The 23,739-nt window shown below is 50.0% G+C and carries 27 protein-coding genes; 1 reads left to right on the top strand and 26 read right to left on the bottom strand.

Annotated elements, in window-relative coordinates:
- Positions 1 to 37: 37 nt before the first annotated feature.
- The 18 genes from H9Q78_RS11430 to H9Q78_RS11345 form a co-directional block, all read right to left on the bottom strand.
- A complete protein-coding gene (locus H9Q78_RS11430) occupies positions 38 to 802 on the bottom strand; it encodes a class I SAM-dependent methyltransferase (protein ID WP_249301845.1) in 765 nt (254 codons plus the stop codon).
- 25 nt (positions 803 to 827) lie between these two features.
- Positions 828 to 1,574, bottom strand: a complete 747-nt coding sequence (locus tag H9Q78_RS11425; protein WP_249301843.1) for an ABC transporter ATP-binding protein — start codon at positions 1,572 to 1,574, stop codon at positions 828 to 830.
- On the bottom strand, positions 1,567 to 2,373 hold the full coding sequence (locus tag H9Q78_RS11420) for an ABC transporter ATP-binding protein (RefSeq protein ID WP_249301842.1): 807 nt from the start codon (positions 2,371 to 2,373) through the stop codon (positions 1,567 to 1,569). Before H9Q78_RS11420 ends, H9Q78_RS11425 begins: the two co-directional genes overlap by 8 nt.
- Positions 2,374 to 2,377: 4 nt before the next feature.
- A complete protein-coding gene (gene nikC, locus H9Q78_RS11415) occupies positions 2,378 to 3,190 on the bottom strand; it encodes a nickel transporter permease (protein WP_249301840.1) in 813 nt (270 codons plus the stop codon).
- 14 nt (positions 3,191 to 3,204) lie between these two features.
- Complete coding sequence (gene nikB / locus H9Q78_RS11410; protein WP_249301838.1) at positions 3,205 to 4,131, bottom strand: nickel ABC transporter permease; 927 nt, start codon at positions 4,129 to 4,131, stop codon at positions 3,205 to 3,207.
- Positions 4,132 to 4,197: 66 nt separating this feature from the next.
- On the bottom strand, positions 4,198 to 5,835 hold the full coding sequence (locus tag H9Q78_RS11405; RefSeq protein WP_249301836.1) for an ABC transporter substrate-binding protein: 1,638 nt from the start codon (positions 5,833 to 5,835) through the stop codon (positions 4,198 to 4,200).
- 6 nt (positions 5,836 to 5,841) lie between these two features.
- Positions 5,842 to 6,411: a DJ-1/PfpI family protein gene (locus H9Q78_RS11400; protein ID WP_249301832.1), complete on the bottom strand. Its 570-nt coding sequence runs from the start codon at positions 6,409 to 6,411 to the stop codon at positions 5,842 to 5,844.
- A gap of 257 nt (positions 6,412 to 6,668) precedes the next feature.
- Positions 6,669 to 7,166, bottom strand: coding sequence for a large conductance mechanosensitive channel protein MscL (mscL, locus tag H9Q78_RS11395; protein ID WP_330595176.1), 498 nt, complete (start codon positions 7,164 to 7,166; stop codon positions 6,669 to 6,671).
- A gap of 53 nt (positions 7,167 to 7,219) precedes the next feature.
- Positions 7,220 to 7,807, bottom strand: a complete 588-nt coding sequence (locus H9Q78_RS11390) for a hydrolase (protein ID WP_249301830.1) — start codon at positions 7,805 to 7,807, stop codon at positions 7,220 to 7,222.
- Positions 7,808 to 7,822: 15 nt separating this feature from the next.
- On the bottom strand, positions 7,823 to 8,284 hold the full coding sequence (locus H9Q78_RS11385; protein ID WP_249301829.1) for an acyl-CoA thioesterase: 462 nt from the start codon (positions 8,282 to 8,284) through the stop codon (positions 7,823 to 7,825).
- A gap of 53 nt (positions 8,285 to 8,337) precedes the next feature.
- Positions 8,338 to 9,426: a lysylphosphatidylglycerol synthase transmembrane domain-containing protein gene (locus tag H9Q78_RS11380; protein ID WP_249301828.1), complete on the bottom strand. Its 1,089-nt coding sequence runs from the start codon at positions 9,424 to 9,426 to the stop codon at positions 8,338 to 8,340.
- On the bottom strand, positions 9,423 to 10,052 hold the full coding sequence (locus tag H9Q78_RS11375) for a polysaccharide deacetylase family protein (protein ID WP_249301827.1): 630 nt from the start codon (positions 10,050 to 10,052) through the stop codon (positions 9,423 to 9,425). Before H9Q78_RS11375 ends, H9Q78_RS11380 begins: the two co-directional genes overlap by 4 nt.
- Positions 10,003 to 11,157 (bottom strand): MGDG synthase family glycosyltransferase, encoded by a 1,155-nt coding sequence (locus H9Q78_RS11370; RefSeq protein WP_249301826.1) that lies wholly within the window; start codon positions 11,155 to 11,157, stop codon positions 10,003 to 10,005. Before H9Q78_RS11370 ends, H9Q78_RS11375 begins: the two co-directional genes overlap by 50 nt.
- Positions 11,158 to 11,530: 373 nt before the next feature.
- Positions 11,531 to 11,764 carry a hypothetical protein gene (locus H9Q78_RS11365; RefSeq protein ID WP_249301825.1) on the bottom strand — a complete coding sequence of 78 codons (234 nt, stop codon included), beginning with the start codon at positions 11,762 to 11,764 and terminating at the stop codon, positions 11,531 to 11,533.
- 529 nt (positions 11,765 to 12,293) lie between these two features.
- Positions 12,294 to 12,788, bottom strand: coding sequence for an MGMT family protein (locus H9Q78_RS11360; RefSeq protein ID WP_249301824.1), 495 nt, complete (start codon positions 12,786 to 12,788; stop codon positions 12,294 to 12,296).
- A 77-nt stretch (positions 12,789 to 12,865) separates the two neighbouring features.
- Positions 12,866 to 13,252 carry a hypothetical protein gene (locus tag H9Q78_RS11355; protein ID WP_249301822.1) on the bottom strand — a complete coding sequence of 129 codons (387 nt, stop codon included), beginning with the start codon at positions 13,250 to 13,252 and terminating at the stop codon, positions 12,866 to 12,868.
- A 74-nt stretch (positions 13,253 to 13,326) separates the two neighbouring features.
- Positions 13,327 to 13,566 carry a deoxycytidylate deaminase gene (locus H9Q78_RS11350; protein ID WP_330595174.1) on the bottom strand — a complete coding sequence of 80 codons (240 nt, stop codon included), beginning with the start codon at positions 13,564 to 13,566 and terminating at the stop codon, positions 13,327 to 13,329.
- On the bottom strand, positions 13,550 to 14,464 hold the full coding sequence (locus H9Q78_RS11345) for a LysR family transcriptional regulator (protein ID WP_249301821.1): 915 nt from the start codon (positions 14,462 to 14,464) through the stop codon (positions 13,550 to 13,552). The genes H9Q78_RS11350 and H9Q78_RS11345 overlap by 17 nt, the downstream gene beginning before the upstream one ends.
- 153 nt (positions 14,465 to 14,617) lie before the next feature.
- Between H9Q78_RS11345 and H9Q78_RS11340 the strand changes: the two genes are divergently transcribed.
- Positions 14,618 to 15,100 (top strand): GNAT family N-acetyltransferase, encoded by a 483-nt coding sequence (locus H9Q78_RS11340; protein ID WP_249301819.1) that lies wholly within the window; start codon positions 14,618 to 14,620, stop codon positions 15,098 to 15,100.
- A 20-nt stretch (positions 15,101 to 15,120) separates the two neighbouring features.
- Here H9Q78_RS11340 and H9Q78_RS11335 read toward each other — a convergent pair whose 3' ends face one another.
- The 8 genes from H9Q78_RS11335 to H9Q78_RS11300 all read right to left on the bottom strand — a co-directional run bounded on the left by H9Q78_RS11335 (position 15,121) and on the right by H9Q78_RS11300 (position 23,573).
- Positions 15,121 to 16,293, bottom strand: a complete 1,173-nt coding sequence (locus H9Q78_RS11335; RefSeq protein WP_249301817.1) for a PucR family transcriptional regulator — start codon at positions 16,291 to 16,293, stop codon at positions 15,121 to 15,123.
- 237 nt (positions 16,294 to 16,530) lie between these two features.
- A complete protein-coding gene (locus H9Q78_RS11330; protein ID WP_249301815.1) occupies positions 16,531 to 17,709 on the bottom strand; it encodes a pyridoxal phosphate-dependent aminotransferase in 1,179 nt (392 codons plus the stop codon).
- A 55-nt stretch (positions 17,710 to 17,764) separates the two neighbouring features.
- Entirely contained in the window at positions 17,765 to 18,472 is a 708-nt protein-coding gene (locus tag H9Q78_RS11325) for an ABC transporter ATP-binding protein (protein WP_249301813.1), read from the bottom strand.
- Positions 18,466 to 19,242: an ABC transporter ATP-binding protein gene (locus H9Q78_RS11320; RefSeq protein WP_249301811.1), complete on the bottom strand. Its 777-nt coding sequence runs from the start codon at positions 19,240 to 19,242 to the stop codon at positions 18,466 to 18,468. Before H9Q78_RS11320 ends, H9Q78_RS11325 begins: the two co-directional genes overlap by 7 nt.
- A 20-nt stretch (positions 19,243 to 19,262) precedes the next feature.
- Positions 19,263 to 20,357, bottom strand: coding sequence for a branched-chain amino acid ABC transporter permease (locus H9Q78_RS11315; protein WP_249301809.1), 1,095 nt, complete (start codon positions 20,355 to 20,357; stop codon positions 19,263 to 19,265).
- Between the two features lie 10 nt (positions 20,358 to 20,367).
- Positions 20,368 to 21,249 carry a branched-chain amino acid ABC transporter permease gene (locus H9Q78_RS11310; protein WP_249301807.1) on the bottom strand — a complete coding sequence of 294 codons (882 nt, stop codon included), beginning with the start codon at positions 21,247 to 21,249 and terminating at the stop codon, positions 20,368 to 20,370.
- A gap of 110 nt (positions 21,250 to 21,359) precedes the next feature.
- Complete coding sequence (locus H9Q78_RS11305) at positions 21,360 to 22,595, bottom strand: ABC transporter substrate-binding protein (protein ID WP_249301805.1); 1,236 nt, start codon at positions 22,593 to 22,595, stop codon at positions 21,360 to 21,362.
- Between the two features lie 69 nt (positions 22,596 to 22,664).
- On the bottom strand, positions 22,665 to 23,573 hold the full coding sequence (locus tag H9Q78_RS11300) for a dihydrodipicolinate synthase family protein (RefSeq protein ID WP_249301803.1): 909 nt from the start codon (positions 23,571 to 23,573) through the stop codon (positions 22,665 to 22,667).
- Between the last annotated feature and the right edge of the window lie 166 nt (positions 23,574 to 23,739).

Below are 23,739 nucleotides of genomic sequence, written 5' to 3'. Positions count from 1 at the left end.
TGATACTCCTTTCTCTTCCGTAGGACCCTGTTCCGTTCTACTGATCCAACGGCTTATCCGCCGTCACCAGAAACATCGGCACAGAACGATATAAAAGCTGCTTCGATTCGCTGTAAACCTCCTCATTGACCCTTGGGATCACTCTGACGTTGCAATATCCGCAATCCGGAAGATGGCGTTCGTCCCATTCCGGCCTCCATACCTTGTCAAAGAAAAGCAGACTCTTGAATTTTTCCTCCGTCTCTTCATCTCCGCGATACGTATTGGCCGGCTCCCCGTACTGATTTCTGTATGCCTCTTCGTCTCTCTTCTGCGCTTCCAAAAACGACTTATCTTTCGAATAAGGCCAATTCGCGTCAAAATAAAGAATCCGTCCTCCCGGCTTCAACACGCGAAGCCATTCTTTAAAGGCTTCCTCCGGATCATAAAGAATCCAGGTAACGTTCCTGCTGACAATATAATCAAAGGTGTTATCTGAGTAATTCAGATGGTGATTGTCCATTTGATAAAATTCCGCCTTTACGCCTAAGGCCGCGGCGTTTTTGGCAGCAGTCCTGACCATCTCCTCCGCGCAGTCGATGCCTGTGACCTCCCATCCCATCCGGCTGAGCAGTACCGCAAAAAACCCGGGACCGGTCCCGATATCCAATGCTCTTCCGCACGTCTTTGGAGCATTCTCCTGCAGCAGCCTGCTCCAGCGATAAGGCTGCTCCCCTTCAAATTCTTCCTGTATGATGGAATCATATCCCTCGGCGCAAAAACTCCAGCGCTTTCCGACGATTGCCGCCTCTTTATTATTCATGTAGACCTCCTCTTTGTACGTCTTGTTATAAAGTCAGTACGGAATCAATCAGTTTTTTTGTATATTCGTCCTTTGAATCTGCAATCACGTCTTTTGTTCTTCCCATCTCTACTATTTTGCCGCGGTACATCACGGCTACCCGGTCGCAGATGCTGCTGACCAGAGCGATGTCATGGGAAATAAACAGATACGACAGTCCCAGCTGATTCTTCAGGCTGTCCAGAAGTCTCATGATCTGAGCCTGAACGGAAACGTCCAGAGCGCTGGTCACCTCGTCGCATACCAAAAGCTCCGGCCGTATCAGGATAGCCCTGGCAATGGTCGCTCTCTGGCATTCCCCGCCGGACAGTTCCCGGCCGTACCGTTTTGCAAAGCTCCTGTCAAGCTGTACCATATCCATGGCCTCCAATGCTTTTTCCCGGATTTCGGTTCTAGAAAGTCCATTTCTATGATAAAGAATTCCCTCACTGATGCTGTCGATCACTCTCTTCCTCGGATTCATGGCTTTCATGGGGTCCTGAAATACCATCTGCATATGATGGCCGCGAAACAGGCTCTCCCCTTCATCCGGCTTTAAAAGGCCGGCCACCATATAAGCCGTCGTGGACTTCCCGCTACCGCTCTCGCCGATCAGGCCGAAGCATTCTCCCTCTTCTATGGAAAAGCTGACTCCGTCCACCGCCGCCTGTTCTTCCGCATTCTCACGTCCCTTTTTATCCCTGCCGCGGAAACGCTTTGTCAAATCCTTTACTTCCAGAATACATTCAGCCATGGATACCCTCCTCCTCGGCCGCCGGAAGCTCTCCGCCCATTTTCGGGACAGCCCGGATCAGGGCTTTGGTATAATCCTGCTTCGGCGAGTAAAGCACTTCTTCCTTCGTTCCCCATTCTACCATCTGCCCCCTCCTCATCACGCCGACAAAATCAGCCATCTTCGCGATTACGCCTATGTTATGGGAGACGATCAAAATAGAAGCGCCGAATTCTTTCCTCATCTGCATCATCGTCTCGATCACCTGTTTCTGTACGGTCACATCCAGAGCGCTGGTCGGTTCATCCGCCAGCAGGATTCCCGGCCGGTTTGCCATGGCTATCGCGATGGCTGCCCGCTGGCACATTCCTCCCGACAATTCAAAGGGATAGGAAGAGAGAATCTTATCCGGCTCTCCCAGTTCCAGCGCCTCAAGTAATTTTCTTCCCAGCACGTTTGCTTCCTTTTTTGTGATTTCCCGATGAACGCGTATACTTTCATAAAAAGATCTTCCGACCGTCCAGACCGGGTCCAATGAAAGCTCCGGGTGCTGAAATACCATGGCTATTTCTTTTCCCCGAATCTGCCGCATCCTGGCAGGCGGGAATTCCAGCAGATTCTTGCCATTCAGGCGGATCTCACCGCCCAGCACCTTTGCACGGCTGTCCAAAAGCCCCAATATGCTTTTGAGCAATGTGCTCTTTCCGCTTCCGCTCTCGCCCACGATTCCGATCACCTCTCCCGGCTTCATGGCAAAGCTGACATTTTTCACCACCGTGTCGCTTCCATAGGCGACGGTTATGTTTTTCACCTCAATCATCTGCTCACCCCTCCCCCCTGTCATCTATCGCATCCCGGAGACAGTCCCCGGTCAGGTTAAACAAAACCACCACCACGAACAGCGCCAGGCTGGGGAAGAAAATGCACCACGGAGCTGTCTGCAGGTACGGCCTCCCATTGCTGATCATCAGCCCCCATTCCGCCAAAGGCGCCTGTACGCCAAGCCCCAGAAAGGAAAGGCCTGCCATGCTGAGGGTCACATTGCTGATATCCAGCGCCGCCGTGATCATCAATGGAGAGATCATGTTGGGAAGGATATGGCGGAATATGATATGACGTCCCTTCGCCCCGCACATTTTCGCCGCTTTTATATAAGCCTCCTCCTTCAGCTGTATGACCAGGCTTCTGGCAAGCCGGGCATAGGTGGTCCAATACATCACGGCCAGAGAGATCATCGCGTTTCTCAGCCCTGGTCCCAGCATCCCGGCCACTGCCACCGCCAGGATAAAGCTGGGAAACGCCTGAAACACCATCGTGACCTTCATGAGCGCCTGATCGATCCACCCGCCGGCATACCCCGCAATCAAACCGATCAGTGTTCCAAATGTAAAAACGACGGCGACCACGGTCAGCGCGGAAAAAACCGATGCCGCCGCGCCTTCCAGTATCCTGGACAAAATGCAGCGTCCCAGATTGTCGGTTCCAAACGGATATACCGCAGACGGCCCTTTAAGCGCCTGGGAAAGATTGGTTTGATACGGATCATTCGGTGCTAAAAAACGTCCGGCCGCCGCCAGCGCCAGAATCATGGCCAGTATAAAAAGCAGGACCGCGGCTCTTTTTTTTGTTTTATTCATCTTCCTCCTCCCGCTCATCTTCTGACCTTCGGATCGATCCACCCGTAGGACAAGTCCACCAGGAAATTGACCAGCAGGAATATGAGAGCCATCCATACCACATAACCCTGAATGACCGGATAGTCCCTGGCAGTGATGGCTTCCATGGCCAATTGCCCCAGGCCGGGCCAGGAAAACACATTTTCCACAATGGTAGTCCCTCCCAGCATCCCGGCCAGAGAAACCCCAACCAGCGTAGTGATCGGCAGCATGGCGTTTCTCAGAACATGAGAAAACAGAATCTGCCTCTCAGGGACTCCCCTCGCCCTCGATCCGGCTATATATTCCTTCGACAACTCGTCCAGAACGATCGTACGAACCTGCCGGATATACCAGGCGCTTAAAGTGAGCGCCAACACCAGCGCCGGCATGATGATCCCTCTGATCCCCTTTGGTGCAATGACCGGGAACCATCCCAGCTTCACACTGAACAGATACAGAAAAACAAGGGCCAGGAAAAAAGAGGGAAGGGAGGCGAACAGATATGTAACAAACCGGACGGCAATATCAAACGGACCGTCTTTGAATCTGGCGCACAGCACCCCGAAAGGTATGGATATCAGCAGGACCGCGGCCATGGAAACAAATGTAAGCGCGGCGGTCTGCGGCAGCGCCTTTTTCAGCTCAGAAACCACCGGCTTCCCATTTCGTATAGATGTCCCCATATCTCCTTTCATCATATCAAGGAGCCAATCCCCATATCGGATCAGCAGAGGACGGTCCAGCCCCATTTCCTTCCTGGTCTGCTCCAATAGTTCCTCCGTGGGCGGCACTCCGGTTTTGTTCAATTTTATTTCAGCCGGATCGCTGGGAGACAAATAAGTAAGACAGAAAGAAAGAAACGTGATCCCAATAAAAATGAGGATCAGCATCCCTGTCTTTCTCGCCAGAAATTTGATCATCCGTATCCCTCCTGACAGAACAAGCGGCGCAGCAGGACTGCGTCGCTCTTCTGATATTCATTCAGATTATTTATTGATATCCATGTTGACATCCAGCAGGTAATATTCGGAAGGATGCGTACGGTATCCGGTCACATTCTTAGAATAGATATTCGTCATTTTCTGATGGTTAAAAATCGTCAGGGCATTGTCATCCAGAATCATCTGTACCATCTGCCGGATAAGGGAAGTCCGTTCTCCTTCATCAGAAGTCTTTTCCAGTGTCTGCGCCAGCTCGTCCAGCTTCGGATTGGAGTAGTGGGACCAGTTGGAGCTGCCTCCCGATACCGCCATCATGTTAAAGAAGTATTGGGCGTTTCCCGTGGGTACCATGACGCCGGTCTCACAATCCAGATCATAGTCGCCGGAAGCCTGTACATCTGCGGTATTTTCCATTACGTCTACGGTGAGCTTGATTCCGATGCCGGAAAGCTCCGACTGCAGAAGCTCCAAGAACTGTCCCAGCTCTTTTCTGGAACTGAAGGTGATAGCGCGAAGCTCGAGCTCGACTCCGTCTTTATCCAGCGTCCCGTTTCCGTTGCTGTCGCTCCAGCCCGCATCCGCCAAAAGCGCCTTTGCCCCGTCCGGATCATATTTTGTCACGGTCAGATCAAGTCCCTCTGTCCCTCCATAAGGTAAGAATTCCGGGAAGATTCCGTAAGAAGGGGTCGCCATTCCGTTATAAATACTTTCCGCCACACCTTCCCTGTCGATGCACATGGAGATTGCCTGCCGGACTGCTTCTTCCTTCAGCGCCGGTCTGTCCATATTATAGTACATCCTGTTTCCTCTGGAGGTTGTCACCGCGTCTACCACATAATCCGCATTATCCTGAAATGTGGAAATGGCCGATGTGGGCATCGCCACCGCCATATCGATTTCTCCGTTCTGGAGAGCCATGGACAGTGCCTCCGTATCATTTATGGTGATGAGATGCGCTTCATCCAGTTTCGGCTCTCCGCCCCAGTAGCCTTCATATTTTTTCACGACCGTCTCCTTGAACGGCTCAAAATCGGTGATGAGATAAGGACCAGTGGCATACAAGGTGTCCGTAAAATTACTGTTTTCCGAATCGTATACGCTCCAGAGCGGATCCGTCAGATCATTGATGAGCGTCACATTTTCCTTCTGCAGATGGAAGGTCAGAATCTGTCCGTCCGCCTCTATGGATTCCACCGGAATCTGTTCCTTCGCCCGGTCGCTCACTTCATAGGTGCGTTCAAAGCATTTCTTTACCGCATCCGCCGTCATCTTCTCCCCGTTCTGGAATGTAACATCATCCCTGAGCGTAATTTTCCAAGTGAGATTGTCCACGTTTTCATAGTCCTCTGCCAAAAATTTCACCGGCGAACAGCTCTCGTCCAGGCGGAACAGAGTCTCCATCGTTCCGTCATAAGTCATGTACCAGCCGTCCCAGCCGTTGGCCGGGTCCATGGTCTCCGCCGCAAAATATCCGGTCGAACCGAAATTCATAACCTTTGTGGTCTTATCCTGTCCGGCTTTCGTACTTTCTCCGTCATCCTTGGCATTCCCGCAGGCAGCCAGCCCCAGGACCAGCAGCAGGGAAATTGCCGCCGCAATTAATTTCTTCAGTCTTTTCTTCATGGTGCTTTTGGGGGATAAAGATCCCCTCTCCTCCTTTTCATTTTTATGTACCACATCCACAGCAGGTCATTCTTCCTCTTCCCACAAAAGACCCAGCTTCTCCGCGGCATATCCCGCCATATCCACATCCAGCGAATCGGCAATATATCCCAGGATCATATCGGACGCCGCTCCATCCGAGGAGCAGGAATAATATTTTCCGTCGGAAATCCACCGGACGCCGGACGTCCATTTAACCTCCGCCGTAAACATCCGCTTCCAGTTCTCATCCACATGGCAGTCCGCCACGAGACGCCGGTACAAAAGCCCGGTCTGAGCCAGCATCGTAGAGCTGTTCCCGACCATCAGGCAGGTGTCCGCCCGTTCCATAGCCCGTTTCAGATATTCCAGAAGCTTTTGATCCCGATGCAGCACTCTCCTGGCCCCTTTTCCTCCGGGGACCAGCACTACTCCCTTTATCTGCTCCGGCTCCAGAAACTCGGTCCAGACCTTGACTCCCTGGGAACTGTTCACGATATCTCCTCCCATGGAAAGGTAATTGATATGAAATTCTCCCGGCAGGCAGCCTAAGATGCTTACCGGCAAGAAGGCGTCCATCGTCTCAAAATCATCATATAAGATCACATTTACATCCATTTTTCCCTCCTAAATGTCCCAAAGCTCCTGCAAAAAGCCCGAAGGCCGGCTTACGCCGAGACTTTCGGGCTCTCCGGCATGAAATATACTTATGGTGGGAGTCATTCAAAACATCTTCATGATAACGGACTGTTTTTCTTTCCGCAAGCCGCCCCCACGGTTATTTTTCCATAAAAAAAAGAGCCTTAGAATATAAGGCTCTCCTTGCTTTTCATCGCATTTTCTATCCCTATGCCCCGGATATCCGGCAAAAGGATCTATTCTTCTGTATCTGGTTCCATATCCGGCTGTTCGGAAGTACAGTGGGGGCATCTGCTCGCAGTGATGTCAATCTCACTCTTGCAAAAGGGGCATATTTTGGTAACCGGCTCTGCCGGCGCCTCTTCCTTTTTCGGAACCATCCGCGCAGCCAGGGCGTTCATTCCCTTTACCATCATAAAAATGACAAAGGCCATGATCAGAAAATCCAGAACCACCGTGATAAACGACCCGTAATTAAAGGTCGCGGCCCCTGCCTCCTGTGCCGCGGCAAGTGTTTTATAATGGCTTCCGTCCAATGAGATAAACCAATTGTTGAAATCCAAACCTCCGGTGATCAGCGTAATCAGCGGCATGATGATATCGTTGGTCAGTGATGTGATAATCTTCTGGAAAGCGCCGCCTATGATCACGGCTACCGCCAGATCCATCACATTGCCCCTCATGATAAATTCTTTAAATTCTCCTATGATTCCCTTTTTCTTGTCTTTCGCCATAGTAGTCCCCTCCTGCGTATTTTCCGCGCCGTTCCCGGCGCGCCTCATCTCACTTACTGTATCGTATCCATTTCCCGGTTCACACACTCCTCACAGGAACGCATGGCGAGTATGGTCTTCTCCATCAGCTCCTCCAGGGGCCAGCCGAGCATATCCGCCCCTTCTTTTATCACATCTCGGGAACATCCCGCCGCAAACCGCTTGTCCTTGAACTTCTTCTTGAGACTTGATACCTCCATGTCCATCACACTCTTAGAGGGCCTCATCCTGGCTGCCGCTCCAATCAGCCCGGTCAGCTCGTCCGACGCAAACAGTACTTTTTCCATCAGATGCTCCGGCTTTACATCGGTAACAAGCCCGTATCCGTGGCTGCATACCGCATGGACCAGCTCTATTTCCGCTCCTCCGTCCTCCAAAAGCTCCGGCGCTTTTTTACAATGCTCCTCCGGATACATTTCAAAATCAATATCATGAAGAAGTCCGGCCATTCCCCAAAAATCCTCCTCTTCTCCGTATCCGAGTTCCTTTGCATACCAGCGCATAACGCCTTCCACCGTCAGTCCGTGGAGAATATGAAAAGGCTCCTTATTGTACTTCTTTAAAAGCTCCAGAGCCTCATCCCTCGTCAGTTTCGTTTCCATCTAAACCGCCTCCTGTTATTTATCTTCCGCATATTCTGCTTTTTTATCTCTGTCCTTGAATACCTGTGTCCATGCCGCCAGTAATTCATGATACTTGGGATACTCCTTTTTTAAAGAAATCGGCTTTCCCTCTTCTCCCAAAAAGCAGTGGCTGCTCTCACCCGTACAACGTACCGTCCCGGTATCCTTATCCCGCACTTCATAGGCCAGGCAGAGCTTGACACCGTTATATGAAATTATCTTCAGCTCAATCTGCACCAGGTCATGAAAACGCACCATGGATCTATATTGGCAGGACACCGATACTACTGGGCTGATGACTCCGATTTCTTCCATCTCCCTGTATCCGGCTCCGGCGCGCTCCAGGAAATCCACCCTCGCTTCCTCAAACCATCGGATATAATTGGAATGATGGACCACCCCCATCTGGTCTGTCTCATAGTACTGCGCCCGCTTTTCGTATATTCTGTAATCCATAACGTATTTATCTGCCTCCGCACCTGCTCCATGCTGCTTCTTTCGCTTTTATCTTACTCCATTCCAGGCTGTCCGTCAACGGACTTCTTTTTTCGGGCCGCCGCCCTGGTCACGCGGATTTGTACAAAAGCACAGACCACAAAACTCAAGATCAAAAAAAGGTAAAAGCTGATTCCCCGGCTCACCACCATGGCCGTCTTAACGGCTTCTTTCGGGAAAATCGTCTGAAAGGCCCAGAGGAAGCCGCCCTCCGCCGCCCCTACCGCTCCCGGCGAAGGAACAGCCGATGCTGATAAAGTGAGGATCGACTGAACAGTCATCACGGAACCCCATCCGGTCCCGATATACCCCAGCGCCCGGTATACGCAGTACGGCACAGAGGACAACGCTCCCATCTGCAGCAACGTCACCGCCAGAACCCGCAAAAATAAGAATGGATTCCCTTTCATGATCATGGCACTTTGATGATATTCTCCGATTTCGGCGTTCACCTTTTCCAGCGCCCGGTCCCGGTCCTTTATCAGATGAAGGCCGGCTCCCAGACGAACCAGCCATCCCAGAATCCGCGCCACAGTCTTCTTCGATAACATGATAAAGGCCAGAAAACCGGCCATCAGTCCGTTCACAAGACCTCCATAGAGCAGCAGGTATTTGAGATGCCCGGCCGCTTCACCCGCTATGACCGGATGGAATACTGCCATGATCCCCGCGAACAGCAGCATGGCGATCTGATACACCAGGACAATAAACAAAATTGCCGCTGACGAGTCGGCAATGGATATCCTGTCCTTTTTCATATAATAGACCTGCATCGGCTGGCCGCCGCTGGAGGATGGAGTGATGGAACTGAAATAGAAGCCCACAAACGCGTATTGCTCGCAGTGCCGGAACGATACTTTTTTTCCCAGGGCCCCCATGATCATCCGGATGTTCGCCGCCTCACATGTCACAAAAAGAACCATGCAGGAGAGGCCGAGAAGCAGCCACCGCCCGTCGGCCTGTCTGAGCGCCTCCCACAAATCGGATACGCGGTAGCCCCTCAGCAGTACGAACACGGTAGCCGCCGTCAGAAGGATCAACAGCAAAACACCCTTTCCATATCCTGTTTTCTTTTCTGTCTTGTCCGTACTTGTCTTACTCATAAAGCGGCTCCTGCAAAATACTCATCCAGACTGATAAAACGATATCCCAAGGCTTTCAGGTCCGGTATGGCCAGCTCCAGAGCCTTAATGGTCTTCAGGGGCGCGCCGGCTGCGCCTCCTGTGTCCTCTCCGGCATCATGAAGGCAGATTATGGCTCCGTCCGACACCCGCTCCCTCAGCTTTTTTACGATTCCAACTGTCGAAGCATCCGCCCGCCAGTCCTGCGCCATCACATCCCACAGTACCATTCTCATATCCTGCTCTTTGACAAATTTCCTTGTGAACAGATTTCGTATTCCCCACGGTGGGCGAAAATAGCGCGGCGGCCTGCCCAGAAGCTCCGTATGGATCTTCCGGCAGGCTTCAAAGTCCCGTTTCATATAGCTATATGTAGAAATAAGAGCATTCCTGTGTTCTATGGAATGGCTGCCTACGATATGTCCCTCTGCTGCCATCCTCTGCACCAGCTCCGGTTCTTTTGCCGCATGATTCCCAACCACAAAAAACGCCGCCGGAATCTGCTCTTCCTTTAACAAATCCAAAAGAGTCCCGGTATACCGTCCGTCAGGTCCGTCATCAAATGTTAAAACCAACCGCCCCCCGCAGTTTCCTGTGTTTTGCCGCATAACGATTCATTTCCTCCCGGATCACATAATCGATCACTTCTGATATTCCATGATAATCAAGCCTGTGCTGCAGACGGCGCATCTGCATTTTATAGTACGCCAGCTTCCTGCTGTCCGACAGCAGGGCCTCCAGCCGGTCCAGACATTCCTCTGCGTCTCCCCAGATCACTTCGCCCAACCGGTTTTCCTCTAAATATACTGCGTTATACACTTCTTGCTTAAGCCGCGGGTTAAGAGCCGCCACGGGCGTAGCCACCGACACCGCTTCAAACACGGTGATGCCTCCCGGCTTCGTGACCACTAAATCCGAATCCCTCAGATAATCCGATATGTTCTGAACAAAGCCCAGCACCTGAATGTGCGGAAATCTTCCTTCCAGGCGTTTCCTCAAAGCTTGGTTGCTGCCGGTTATCAGTGTTGTCTCCACCCCCGGCATCCGGTCCAAAGCCTCATAAAACGACAGGTCGTGGGGCAAAAGCCCCAATCCTCCTCCCATGAGAAGCAGTTTTTTCCCTTTTTTACAGCCGTATCCGTATCCATTCCTTGTCCTCAGCTTTTCGTGGAATTCCAGCCGTACCGGAATGCCCGTTACAAATATCTTTTCTCTGGGAACGCCTTTTCGGATAAATTCATATTTAACTTTCTCTGAACCGACCATATAAGCATCCGTATGCTTGTTTATCCACTCCGAATGGCCTGTGATGTCGGTGACACATGTGATCAGCGGTACCTGGCATCTGTGTTTTTCTTTATAAGAAGAAACGGTCTTCGCACAGAGCGCCAAAGTCGCGATGAGAATATCCGGCTTCTTCTCCTTCAAGAGCCGGCCCACCCCCCGCCTGCCCGCCAGAGCCACCTCCGGCCTTTGGTCGATCTCCGCGTTCTCCAGCCGGGAATAGCGGTGATTGTAATACCACTGACAGTGATTTACTATCGCGGCGTAAGTTTTATATATCATACCGGAGAGCTGTGGAAAAATGTATTCCATCCAGTCCACAACTTCCACCTGGACATCTCCGTACTCTTTCTCTAACTGCTCCAATACTGCCCGGGCCGCCTGGTAATGCCCCATTCCGAATTTGCCCGCTAAAATAACAACCTTCATGATTCTCCCCCTATATCAGAACCCTTTGATTCCAAACTCTGCTCCAATCCGCATTATAACTGTTATAACATTTTACCAATGTATATACAACTTACAATTCTGTCACTTTTATGTTACTTAACCGTCATATTTCTCCAGCCGCGTCTCCTGTTTTCCCCGTCGGCTATGGAAAACCCCTCCCCTATCTGATTTTGATTCTATAATAAACTTCTCTATAAATTCTCTACTTTCCATGAATTCCCTTCTTCCATATACTTTTCGAAACCATTATCAGTTGTTCTAATCTTACATTGCCGCACGGAGTGCGCCGGCCCGGAGAGCATGAATTAAGGGATGCCCTTGTGTATGATATAAAATACTTTTTGGAATCATTTTAGTAAATTCTGATTACGCTCCAGTTAGGCGCCGGCAGAAGTTCCGGACCGTCACGATTTCGGTTCGCTGGCGATGCAGGGGCCGCTTTATCCCCGCTCCAGGAGTACCACTCACATGTCGACAGAAAATCTTTATGATTTTCTATCTCCTGTTCGCTCAGAAACGGAATCGGTATTTCCGTTTCTGCCTCCCTCCGCCAGGGGAACACCGGCTGCTGCCCTGCGGCGCTCACCTTTAGGCCGGCCCGGAATCCTTCTGCCAGCGCCCTGCCTGCCGCACAACATTGGATAAACTCCGTTCCTTAGATTCCAGAAAAGGATTGGATATCCACACGGCCCGCGCGCATAAAGCAGCGGGCCGCGGTGTCCGCTCCAATATCTTTCAGAACAAACAGAAGCTTATTTAGGTGCGGGAAGAGGAGCAGGAGGAAGGATCCGATCCCATCGTAAGACGAGCGCCGCAAAGCCGTTAGCAGGATCTTCCCGGCCGCAGGGAGGTAAAAACCAAATTTCATGCAGGTTTTTATTGGAATCTGACATGGAAAAATATCGATTTATCCATGTCAGTTGGAAAGGACCGACTGGAGGCCGTAAAGATTCTGGTTACGGCTGCCAGCGAGCCGCCTGGATGGAATCGGATTTCCTCCTGTCTCATCGGGTTATAAAGGTAAGTTTGTTTTAAAGGTATTCAAAGGTATAATAATAAAAAGCGCCAGACAACATCATCTGTCTGGCGCCATGACCACATATATCTATTCAGACTCATTCGTCCTCAAAGTTCCTTAACGGACAGAGCTTCTTTTCATAATCCTTGACGTAATATTTTATATTTTTCCTGCCCCTCTGCAGGATAGTATGTCCTTCTGCCTCCAGCTTTTCCTTCTGAGCCAGCACCCCGCCTGGATATTTGGGATTCAATTCTCCGCCGGCTTTCAGCGTCCTCCAGTACGGAGTCTTATCCTCCTCCCGCTGAAAACTCGCCCATGCTGCTATGGAGACAAAAATCCCGGCCGTGATCGGATCTGTAAAATCCGCCTGGTTCTTTTCAGCAAAATATTCCCGGATCGTCCCCACCGTGGCGACCCTTCCCCAGGGAATCTTTTTCATGATATTATCATAATCAATCGGAGGAGCAAAATACATTTTCTCTCCTCCGTACTTTTTGACCGCAGCCTCATCGGTGACAATCTGTATCTTCGGCATCCCCGTGTCCTTATGAAGCATCGAATTAAAATCTTTTTTATCTTCGTTCGCCATATCAGCACCTCCTTTTAAAAGCATATACGCTTTAAAAGCTTCCTGCAATGAGACGGTTTTATTTTCTTACAAAAAACTCACGCAGTTTTTGAGGTTTCCTTGATAAAGCTTATGCTGCCTCTAGCTTTTCTTCCTTTAACGGTGATCTTATAATCTCCGCTCTCCGGTATTGTCAGCTGAAAGGAACCGGTCTGTATGTCCTTCCCTTCATAGAGGGCTTTCTCCCCAGTCTTTTTTACCTCGATATCGATTTTTCCGGAATCGCTCACGACATCAACGTCCACGATATCTCCTTTTTCCAGCTTAAGCACCTGAGAATCCGTAGTGTTGAAGATGCTGTAATCCATAATAAACTGCCGGTCATTGCCAGTCCTGCTCCCGTTAAAACTGGCGCCTCCGCAAGCAGTCAGAAAAATTAAAAGCAGCGAAATCAAAATAAACGTCCGCATTTTTTGCATATCCATTCTCCTCTCCTTTGTGCCAAACTGAAGTTTCAATCGCCGGTTTCTCTCAGTAGCCGAACACACCCTCGAGGGACTCATCCTGCTCCACCCATTCGGAAATACCTCTCTCCTCTCGGTACAGACAGCTTTTCTCTGATGCAGACTCCCGCATCGGTACAATTTTTCCTCCCTCTGGGAGCCCCCACATAACCTGTGGAAATAACTTCATCGTTCTTCACGATGACCGCACCATAATGACGTCTCAGACAAGTACATCTCTGTGAAACCATCTCCGCCAGATCCAGATAATAGTTCACTTTATCTCTGCGCTTCATAACCGCTCCTCTCCTCGCCGATCTGCTCTTCCAGTATGCGTAAAAACAAGGTCATCGCCGGAGTCATCCACTTGTTTTTATGATAGATACAGGCCGCTGTGATCTCCTGATCCGCTGGTTTCATGCGAAGTTCCTTGACCTCGCCGCGCTTTAATTCCTCTTCCACTGTAAATCTGGGCAGAAATGCGATTCCCAGATCACTCGCGACACTCCGTTTCACCGCTTCCACACTGCATATTTCCATTTCTCTGCTCACTGCTATGTCTTTTCTCCGCAGGTATTCATCCAACATTTTATGATAAAGACTGTTTCTGTCCACAGTCAGCAGACAAATCTCTTTCCTCTGCCCCGATTTCATAAAATTTCCGGCCTCATCGTCCAGTTCAGGGGAACCTATCAAGGACAAAGGATAGCTGCTCAGTCTCCGGACTGTGACCGACGCGCCATATCCGCCCACATTGTAATGAATCCCTATATCTGTGCCTCCGTTCAGGACCTGTTCACGGATATCATAGCAATTTAACGCCTGCAGGGACAGCTTGACATTCGGCGCCTGTTCATGAAATCTCCGCAGCACCGGCTGCATCTGATATGTCAAAAGCGTTTCAGGCATTGCCGCCCGAAGAGTCCCGGACAGTTCTGTTTCGCTTTTGCTGTAGTTCTCCATCTGCTTTTCCGCTTCCAATACGGAATCCACAAAGGGCAGCAATTCCTTTCCAGCCTGGGTGAGCTCCATTTTACGGCCAATCTTGTCAAACAGTTTTATGGATAACTCCTGCTCGATCAGCTGTATCTGCAAGGTCACCGTAGACTGGGCATAATTCAGCCGGTCGGCCGCTCTCTGGAAGCTTCCCGTTTCCAGAATCGTCTTAAATGTTCTTAAGTATTTCGTATCCACTGTAATACCCCTTGGTTAGCTGTTCCATCCATCATTTATTCTGAATTCTAATTTTATAATATTCAATTTTTCTAAATCATTTGTTTGTGTTATTATAGAAAAGAATCCGAACACTGTCAAGACCTTTAAATAAATCAAAAAGGAGTTCCTATCATGATCACAATAAGAACTTATACCGAAGCGGATGCTGAGGCCGTAATCGATTTGGTCCTCCACTGCCAGAATGACGGGACCCGTCCCCCTGTTACCATTGACGACCAGCCTGAATTGCTCCATATCCGGGAACATTATCTGAAAAACGGAGGCAGCTTCTGGGTCGCGACGGACGAAGAAAAAATCGTAGGAAGCATTGCCCTCATGAACTGCGGGAATGGAATCGCCGTTCTAAAAAAATTTTTTGTAGAAGAATCATACCGCGGCCGTCCTTTCCATCTGGGACGCCGGCTGTATACGGTGCTCTTGGATTTCGCCCAAGAGCAAGGCATCAAAAGACTGCTGCTGGATACTCCCAAAAATACAGAACGGGCGCATCGTTTCTACAAAAAAGCTGGTTTTCAAAAAATAGAAGAAAACCAGCTCCCTGTAGTATACGATTATCCCTATGAAAACAGTGATTTCTTCTCTCTGGAATTATAATGGTTTCCATTTCTCCTGTTTCACTGGGAAATATCCCTCTGTATTTCATAGGTGCGGAATGCGATGGATATCTGTTCGTCAAACCTGGCGTCTCCGTCCGCGCCTATCAGCTCCCGCACCCGGCTCATCCGGTAGCGGATGGTATTTTTGTGCAGATGGAGCTGAGCAGCCACCTGCTCAACATCGCCGTTCATCTTTACATAAAGAAGCGCTGTCTGAAACAGTTCTCCGTCATACTGCCGGTCGAAGTCCAGGATCGGCTCTAAAATATTCCTGCAGTACTGTTCCATCCAAGGGCTCCTGCAGTAAGGAAGCAATATCTGATAGATTCCCATCTGCTGGAAGCACACAGAGCTTTCCCCCAAAAGCTTCGCGTACTGGCTGGCATAAAGCGCTTCCTGCATGGAAATGCTGACCTCATCCATGCTGCCATGGATGGTACCAATACCAACGAAATAATCCTCCTGCTTCAGCGACAGATTTCTCATGACTGTCCCCGCCAGATCCCCCTTTATCTGCCTCTCCTCCATGTCCATCACGATCAGATAACCATTGCGAAACCGGAAAGCCGCATCCCGCCTGCCGAGTCTGTCCCTCAGTTCATTAAAGGCACGTACATAGTAAATGCTCTCCGACAGAGATTTCGCATTACAGTAAACCGACAGGTACTGCCGGTATCCTCCCTCAGGCAGAATCTCCTGGGACAGGCTCCTGACATTGGCAACGCTCAGATTATCGTTGACCAGGAGGCCTATCTTCTGCTCCAGCAGCTCCGTATCGTCTCTTTCTTCCATTTTTGTCCGGATGATCACTGCTATATCCTGAAAATAGGCGTCGTCCCGTCCAAAGGTATAGACAGGAAGCCTATGTTCATTGGCATAGTCCATGGCATCCTGAGGAAGTGTATCATAATAAATCGTCTTGATGGCCAGCGCGGCCACTCCGTCCCGGCATAAGCCCTTGATCGCCGATAAGATCCGTTCCGGATGGTCTTTTGCAAATAAAAGACTGGAAATCACAAACGCATTCTTTCCAAAAGCCCAGAGCCGTTCCAGATCAGGGTCCTCATTGGCATACTCATAATCCAGGATGCCAATGTTCATAATTTCTTTTCCCTCCCCCTCACGCCCGGCAATCAAGGTGAAATTCTGAAATTCCTTCAGCTGCATGATCTCTTTTACCGTAATCGGCATGATTTATCACTCTCCTCCGTTTTTTACGGCTGAACAGGATGCTATTCTTAGTTTACCCGGAAAGCATCCTCTTTTCAAGCCTGTTCACCCCCGTAAGATTTTTCCAGCAAAAAACGTTTTCCTTCAACATACCACAAAGCCCTGCACAGTGATGGGACGGAATCAATGGAATCCCGCCCCATGCTTTGCAGAGCTTTTAACAACCATTTATGAACTAGTTCGTATTAGATGCTCTTCTTATTTTTTCAGACTCGCCACAAATTCTCCCATCCGTTTGATGCCGTCCCGGATATTATCCGTAGAGGTCGCATAGGAAAGACGTACGAAGCCTTCTCCAGAAGCGCCGAACCCGGTGCCGGGAACCATGCCCACATGCTTCTCTTCCAAAAGCCTTGTGGCAAATTCCTCGGCGCTTAGCCCTGTCTTCTTGATATTTACGAAGGCATAGAACGCACCCTGGGGCTTCACACAGGAAAGACCGTCGATGGCATTGATTCCTTCATAAACGATGTTCCTCCGGTTTTCAAATTCCTTTACCATTGCGTCTATGTATTTTCTGGTCCCCTTGATCGCTTCTACTCCTGCCCACTGGACAAAGGTATTCACACAAGAGATGGAATTCTCATTGAGTCTCCCGATCGCTTCGATGATATCGGCAGGTCCCGCCGCATAAGCGAGTCTCCAGCCCGTCATCGCATAGGTCTTGGAGAAGGACTGGGAAATGATCACCCTGTCCTTCATCCCCTCTATCATAGCGGGGCTGTAGAACTTCAGTCCGTCAAAAATGATGTTATAGTAAACTTCATCAGAGATCACCAGCAGATCGTGTTTCTTGCAGAAGTCGCAGAATGCGCACAGCGCTTCATGGGAAATCACGCCACCGGTGGGGTTGTTCGGGGAATTCAGAAGGATTGCCTTCGTCTTCTCGTTTACATACTTCTCCAGTTCCTCCAGGTTGTAGAAGAAATTATCTTCCTCATGAACCGGGACCAGTACCGGCTTGCCGTGTGCGATCTTGGAATGATTCGGATGATTTGCCCAGCAGGGATCATTTACGATCATTTCCTCGTCATCATCCAGGACGGCCATGGCCGTAAGACGCAGCGTATCCATTCCGCTGGGGGTGATGACAATCTCCGTTTCCGGATCATAGTGGACACCGTGGGTCCTCTCCAGATCCTCGGAAATCGCTTTCCTCAGCTCAGGAATACCTGAGTTGGGCGCATATTTCGTCTTTCCTTCAGAAAGAGCCTGGATGGCGGCCTCCACGATGTTCGGCGGCGTCTGGAAATCAGGCTCGCCAATGGTGAACGAGATCATATCGTCGCAAGACTCCGCTATTTTGTTTTGTTTTTCTAAGAAAATACGGATAGAAGAACGATCTACGCATTTTCCTGTTTTTGATACACGACTCATGGCCGGATACCCCCTATTATAATAAAAATTGGCTTATCAATATTGTGTCTGTTATTTATGCTCCCAGGTACGACTTTCTTACCTGGTCATTGGCCTTTATCTCGGCCGCAGGCCCCTCAAGAGAAATCTTGCCTGTTTCCAGGACGTACGCGCGGTTGGCGATGGAAAGCGCCATGTTGGCGTTCTGCTCCACCAGAAGGATCGTCATGCCTTCCTTCTGCAGTTCCTGGATGATATCAAAAATACCCCTTACAACGATGGGCGCGAGTCCCATGGAGGGCTCATCCAAAAGAAGCATCTTCCCTCCGGTCATCAATGCCCTGGCAACCGCCAGCATCTGCTGCTCGCCGCCGGATAATGTCCCGCCTATCTGGCTCTCCCGTTCCTTCAGACGGGGGAACAGCGTATATGCCCGTTCCATATTCTTTTTAATGGTCGCCGTATCCTTATCGGTCCACGCTCCCATCAGCAGGTTTTCCTTCACCGTCATGCTGTAGAAGATCCTTCTTCCTTCTGGCACATGGTTCAGTCCCTTCGCCACGATCTGGTGGGGCGTCATCTTAGTCAGTTCTTCTCCCATGAACTTAATGGAAGTCACGGCGCCTACCTTGTTCAGGCCGGAGAGTGCGCGCAGAGTACTGGTTTTTCCGGCGCCGTTGGCTCCGATCAGAGTAACGATCTCTCCTTCGTCCACATGGAAGCTGATATCGTCCACACCTTTGATGGAGCCGTAATTCACCACCAGGTTTTTGACCTCTAACATAATTCCTCTTCCTCCTTTCCAAGATATGCCTCGATAACCTTCGGGTCATTTTGTACCTCGGAAGGAAGGCCCTCAGCGATGGTCACGCCGAAGTCGATTACCTTGATCCTGTCGGCAATGGCCATGACCATGTTCATATGGTGCTCGATGAGAATGATCGTGATATCGAATTTCTCCCTTATTTCCTTGATCAGTCCCACAAGCTCATCCACTTCACTGGGGTTCATGCCGGCCGCCGGCTCATCCAGACAAAGAATCTTGGGCCTGGTAGCCAATGCTCTCGCGATCTCCAGACGGCGCTGTTCACCGTAAGGCAGGTTCTTCGCGAGGAAGTCCGCTTTATCGTCCAGACGGAATACCTTCAGAAGCTCCATGGCCTGGTTTTTGAAATCTTCTTCCTGTTTCCGGAATTTCCTGGTCCGGAAAATCGCGCTGGCAAGATTATAGGTAACCTGAAGCTCCATGGCGATGATGATATTGTCCAGCACACTGGCGCTGCCGAACAGACGGATATTCTGGAACGTCCTGGCAATCCCGTGCTCCGTGAACACATTGGAGCGGAGGCCGTTCATCACCTGCTCACCCAGTTTCACCGTGCCGTGTGTCGGCTGGTAGATGCCCGTCAGCATATTGAAGATTGTAGTTTTCCCGGCGCCGTTGGGCCCAATAATGGCAAGAAGCTCGTTCTTCCTCAGTTCCAGATTGAAGTCCTGCACCGCTTTCAGTCCGCCGAATTCGATGGATAAATTTTCTGCTGTTAATAACGACATGTCATTTCCTCCTTTCTCCCTTATTGTTTTCCGGCGTCGTTGCCAGCCTTGCTCGCCTGCGCCAGTTTCTTTGCTTTTCGACTTTGTGTAAAGGAGGAAATCAATCCGCCGTTATCCGCCTTCTGATGAACGCTTTCCTTTTCTCCAAACCGCATAAATCCGAACTCATGTTTTCCAAAGATTCCCTTCGGGCGGTTCAGCATGATGATGATCAGGATCAGCGCGTAGATAACGAGACGCCACTCACCCATGAAACGCAGGAACTCCGGCAGCATCGTGAAGATCAATGCTCCGAGAAGGGCGCTGCTGTAGCTTCCCACACCGCCGGCATAGAGGAACAACAGCATATCGGTGGATTTCACCTGGCTGAACATTTCAGGATTGATGAACATCATCAGATGGGCATACAAGCCTCCGCCCAAACCTGCGATAAATGCGGAAAATACAAAGGATTTGATCTTCGCTTTTGTGGTATTGATACCCATGGTCTCCGCTGCCAGCTCATTCTCACGGATGGCGATACAGCCTCGTCCATAGCGGGATTTTGTGAAGTTACGAAGCAGGATCATCACGATGATCACCGATACGAAAATAATCGGGAAGGTACTCAGCTTCTGAATTCCGTTGAGGCCCTTCGCCCTGCCGGAAAAAGGAAATACACGCCACAGCACACGGATGATCTCACTGAATCCAAGTGTAATGATGGCCAGATAATCGCCCTTCAAGCGGAGGGAAGGAATACCGATCAGGAAGCCGATGAACGCCGCCACCGCCGCGCCGATTAAGAGCGCCAGGAAAAACAGGCCGTAAGAGGCAAAAGGATTTCCCATGGCCGGCTGGAATACCAGCTTCGTCAACATTGCTGATGTATACGCGCCAACGGACATGAAACCTGCCTGGCCCAGTGAAAACTGCCCTGTCATACCGTTGATCAGGTTAAGGCTCATGGCCACGATGCCGTTGATACATGCCAGCTGTAAAATCTGATACCAATAAGAGTTGAGGATCTCCGTTCTGTAAAGAATCTGGATCACCACAAAAAGGACAGGAATCATGATGTAGCTGACATAGGATTTTTTAATTTTCTGCAATTGTACTGCTTTTGTCTTACCCATCCGATATCACCTACACTTTCTCTGTTGTCAGCTTGCCGAACAGACCGGCCGGCTTTACAAGAAGGATCACGATCAATATGGCGTATGCCACACCGAATCCCACGTCTGCGTTGAGGTTCGTGGCAAAAATCTCCGCGATACCCATGATAATTCCGCCGAACATGGCTCCCTTGATGCTGCCGATACCGCCGACTACCGCGGCAATAAACGCTTTGTTACCCAGGAAGGAGCCGATGCTCACCTCCAGAGTCGGATACATGATTCCATAGAACACGCCGCCAGCGCCTGCCAGCGCCGCGCCGATGAAGAAGGTACTGGCAATGACCACGTTGATATTGATGCCCATGAGAGCCGCCGCGTCTCTGTCCAGAGAAACCGCACGCATGCCACGGCCTACCTTCGTCTTGTTGACAATGAAGTTAAGGCCAAGCATCAGGATGATAGCCAATACGATCAAAAGAATCTGAGTCGTAGTGAAGGTAACGCCGAAAATCTTGAGATTCTTGCTGTGAAGCAGAGTAGGAAAAGCTTTCGGGATAGGCCCGATAAAAGGCAGAGCCCTGCAAAGGTTCTGGATGAACGTGGATACGCCGAGGGCCGTGATCAACGCGGACAGCTTCGGCTGGTTCCTCATGGGCTTATAAGCGATCCTATCTGTGATCACACCGATGACGCCGGCCACCAGCATAGCCATGATCAGGCATACCACGAAATTTTCTCCTGCAAAAAGCGCCGCAAAAAACGCCGTATAGGCACCCAGCATCAGGAAATCGCCGTGGGCGAAGTTAATCAAATCTACGATTCCATATACCATAGTATATCCGAGTGCCACCAGTGCGTATATGGTACCCAGCTGGAGTCCGTAGATGAGAAGCTGGAAAAACTGTGACATATTTTCACCTCTTTCTGAAAAATGGGAGGAATACACTCCTGGAAAAACTTTTATCTCCCGTTACATAAGACGAGAGCGAGACTTGCGCCTCGCTCCCCAATTCTTACGGTTTACGGATTGATTGTAGAAACGTAGGTCGGTACACCGTCTTTATAAATCATAACATTGGCAGATTTTTCCGGGTCTCTGTTTTCATCGTATACAAGATGACCGCTGGGCAGGTTGATGTCGGTCGCCTGGATCGCGTCTCTAAGCGCTGCGCTGTCATCTACCTTTCCGGCTCTCTTGAAGGAATCTACAAGAATCTGTACACAGTCATAAGACATGGTGGACTGAGTGTTGGGCTCTTTGTTGTATTTCTCACGGAATGCTTTTGTGAAAGCCTGAGAAACGGGGTCCGTGCTGTCAGCAGCGAACAGAGAGATGAAATAGCATCCTTCTACGTTCTCATTTCCAGCCAGTTCGGGTACGTTGGGGTTATCCCAAGACATCTCGCCCATGATTTCTGCTTCGATGCCCATCTCACGGATCTGTTTGATCTGAAGAGGAAGCTCGCCAGCCTGGTTGGGAAGGAAGATAACTTCTGCTCCAGAATTCTGGATGTTGGTCAGCTGAGCCTTAAAGTCTTTTACATCAGCGCCTGCATATGCTTCGAATGCAACTACTTCGCCGCCTGCCGCTTCAAATTCTTTCTTGAAGTTGGTAGCCAGTCCTGAAGAATAGTCATCAGCGTTGCTGTAAAGAACGGCAACCTTGGATGCTTTTAATGTCTCCTGAGCCATCTTTGCGCAAACTACAGCCTGGAAGCTGTCGATCCAGCAGGCACGGAATACATACTCGCCGCCTACGGTCGTACAGTCAGGGTTGCTGGATGTGGTGCCGATAGCCGGAACCTTCGCAGCTGTTGCAAGAGGGCCTGCAGAAATAAGGGGACCGCTGGAGTCGGGTCCGATGATGGCGGCAACTTTATCCTGGCCGATCAGCTTATTGTAAGCATTGTTGGTGATCTCAGGCTTGCCTTCATTGTCCTCTTCCACGATTTCAATCTTATACATCTTGCCGCCCACTTCGAAGCCGCCTGCATTGTTGATTTCTTCAACAGCCAGGTCAACGCCGTATCTGGAGTATTCACCTGCAACCGCGTTGGGGCCGGTGAAGGGCTGGCAAAGGCCGATTTTAATGGTTTCCGCGTCTCCGCTGGCGCTGCCTTCTTCTTTTTTGGTCTCTTCAGAACCAGCAGCGGCTGTGGTCTCCTTGCCTTTGTTAGCGTCCTTATCTTTGCCGCCGCAGGCAGCCAAAGAAAATACCATGACAAGTGCTAACATCAGAGATACTACTTTCTTCATAAGTTTCATTCCTCCTTTTTTATGATAAGTGCGTACTACACACACTTATATCGGTTACTGTGTCCTTCTCTACTGAAGGCCGATGGCGGCCAGCTGCTTCTTCATCTCAAGGATCTCGTCCTGAGTCAGGTTATGTAACGGTCCGCGTACATATCCTGCATCGATTCCCCGCAGCTTCATCGCCTCTTTAAAATGGCCCATGCTGGCTCCGCCCTTCAGAATGTCGCAGACGTCATTGGCAAGCCTCTGCTGTTTCCTTGCCTCATCCCAATCGCCGCGCATACACGCCTGATAGGTTGCTACAAATATTTCAGGATATACGCTGGATACGCCGGATACTACGCCGTCACAGCCCATGGCCATCAGCGCGTTGATCAGCTTGTCACATCCGTGAAGAACAGAAAAATTGCCGTCGTTCACTTTCTGATATTCCAAAGTCCTGCACATATCTGCAAAGCTGTACTTAATTCCGATGATATTTTTAAATTCTCTGGCCAGCTTATCGGCTACGGCCACCGGCAGATCATTGGAAGAGCACTGAGGGATGTTGTAAAGATAGATCGGGAAATCCTCCGGGACGCTCTTTGAGATCGCTGCATAATACTCATATATTGATACGTCGGTCGCACCGTAGAACGCGGGAGAAACTGCTCCGATGCCGTCCGCGCCGATTTCACAGGCGTGGCGCGCCAGCTCACAGGCATCCTTTGTTTTCATGGCCCCAACGTGGATGAACACAGGAATACGGTGATCGCACTGTTTCACGACTGTCTCGGCCACCAGTTTTCTCTCTTCATTGTTCATCAGCATCATCTCACCTGTCGTACCCAGAGGATACAGGCAGTTGATACCTTTTTCAATCAGGAAATCCACATGCTGTCTGATTGCTTCCACCCTTACGGTCTCGTCCTCATTAAAAGGAGTGACCATGGCTGTAACAACACCATAAAGCTTCTTCATGACTTGCCTCTCTTTCATACTTTTCACCACATCATTGTTTTTAAATCTGTGCAATTATTTCCAATTCATCGGGATATTAGCAAATTTCTCAACGCCTATACCGGAACATTATGGTGATATTGCACAACTTTCGTTTCGTTAATGATAGCACACAGAAAAGTCACATTTCATCGTTTTTCCTCCA

This window comes from Qiania dongpingensis (assembly GCF_014337195.1).
GTDB classification, from domain to species: domain Bacteria; phylum Bacillota; class Clostridia; order Lachnospirales; family Lachnospiraceae; genus Lientehia; species Lientehia dongpingensis.
The sequence above is the reverse complement of the archived record's forward strand: the minus strand, read 5'-3'. Positions and strand labels throughout refer to the sequence as shown.